General features: G+C 58.0%; 2 protein-coding genes and 1 pseudogene. All 3 read right to left on the bottom strand.

Going from position 1 to position 1,434, the window contains the following annotated elements:
• On the bottom strand, positions 1–510 hold a 510-nt coding region (lipB, locus tag ACIP1X_RS26615; protein WP_400755763.1), incomplete at its 3' end, for a lipoyl(octanoyl) transferase LipB.
• Positions 510–785 carry a DUF493 domain-containing protein gene (locus ACIP1X_RS26610; RefSeq protein ID WP_039761816.1) on the bottom strand — a complete coding sequence of 92 codons (276 nt, stop codon included), beginning with the start codon at positions 783–785 and terminating at the stop codon, positions 510–512. The genes lipB and ACIP1X_RS26610, both read right to left, overlap by 1 nt.
• Before the next feature lie 85 nt (positions 786–870).
• Positions 871–1,434, bottom strand: a pseudogene (locus tag ACIP1X_RS26605) (serine-type D-Ala-D-Ala carboxypeptidase); the annotation flags it as partial.

Below are 1,434 nucleotides of genomic sequence, written 5' to 3'. Positions count from 1 at the left end.
ATAGCAGCAGGGATTAATCCGTCGAAACGGTTCCAGGTTCATATCCACGTTCAGGGCCAGGCCATGAAAGGAACAACCGTGGCGAATCCGCAAACCCAGAGAAGCGATTTTCGCTCCGTCGACGTAGACGCCGGGAGCATCTGGCTTGGCCGCTGCGGTTACCCCGTAGCTGGCCAGCAGTTCGATCAGGCAAAGCTCCATGCGGCTGACCAGATCACGCACGCCGAAACCCAGCTTGCGTACATCCAGCAACAGATAAGCGACCAATTGGCCGGGGCCATGATAAGTCACTTGCCCGCCGCGATCGACCTGCACCACCGGGATATCACCCGGCAGCAACAAGTGTTCGGCCTTGCCAGCCTGGCCCTGAGTGAACACCGGCGGGTGTTCGACGAGCCAGATTTCGTCGGCGGCATCGCTGCCGCGTTCGTTGGTAAAGCGTTGCATGGCATGCCAGACCGGCTCGTACGCCATCTGGCCGAGCTCACGAAAGCCCAGCGTGCCGGACATCACAGCACCATGTGCACGAAACCGGTTGCCCGCAGTTCGCTGTTGATGTTGTACAGCTGATCCTGATCGGTCGCCACGATGTGCAACTGGATGGTGGTGTATTTGCCGTTGGTGCTTTGACGCTCGTCGATGCGCTCATCATTGATGGTCGCGTGTTTTTTGACGATGTCGATGATCTTGTCTTTGTTGCCCACACCGGTATCGCTGATCACCTTAACGGGATAATCCGTTACAGGGAATTCGATCTTTGGCGCCTTTACTTCGGTATCGGTCATGGCGTAACGGCCTCTAGAGCGCAAGCCGTGTTAACGCGCATGGCCCCGCACCGGATCGGGGCGGGGCCATGCAGGTCAACACAAATCAGTTGAACAAGCCGAAGAAGAATAGACGGATGCTATCCCACATGCGGCGGAAGATACCACCCTCCTCGACGCCATCCAGAGCGATCAGGTCAGCGCTGTGCACGACCTTGTCTTCCAGTTTGACTTCGACTTTACCGATCACGTCGCCCTTGGCGATTGGCGCGATCAGTTGCGGGTTCATGGTCATGCTCGCAGCGAGCTTCTTCAGCTGGCCTTTTGGCAGGGTCATGGTCAGGTCTTCAGCCAGGCCGGCCTTGACTTGATTGGTGGTGCCTTTCCACACCGGGGCTTGAGCCAGTTCGGTGCCCTTCTGATAGAAGGTCTGGGTTTCGAAGAAGCGGAAACCGTAAGTCAGCAGCTTCTGGGTTTCAGCGGCGCGGGCCACTTCGCTGTTGGTGCCGAACACCACGGCGATCAGACGCTGGCCGTCACGTACAGCCGAGGACACCATGCAGTAGCCGGCTTCGTCGGTGTGACCGGTTTTCAGACCGTCAACGGTCTTGTCGCGCCACAGCAGCAGGTTGCGGTTAGGCTGCTTGATGCCGTTCCAGAAGAACTCTTT

Source organism: Pseudomonas sp. NPDC088885 (assembly GCF_044750025.1).
GTDB classification, from domain to species: domain Bacteria; phylum Pseudomonadota; class Gammaproteobacteria; order Pseudomonadales; family Pseudomonadaceae; genus Aquipseudomonas; species Aquipseudomonas rustica.
Note: the sequence above shows the minus strand (reverse complement) of the source record. Positions and strands in the feature narration are given on the sequence as shown.

What these genes read in the sequence shown, in the direction of transcription:
- ACIP1X_RS26610 (WP_039761816.1), bottom strand. Translation starts at nt 785, where the DNA reads ATGACCGATACCGAAGTAAAGGCGCCAAAGATCGAATTCCCTGTAACG.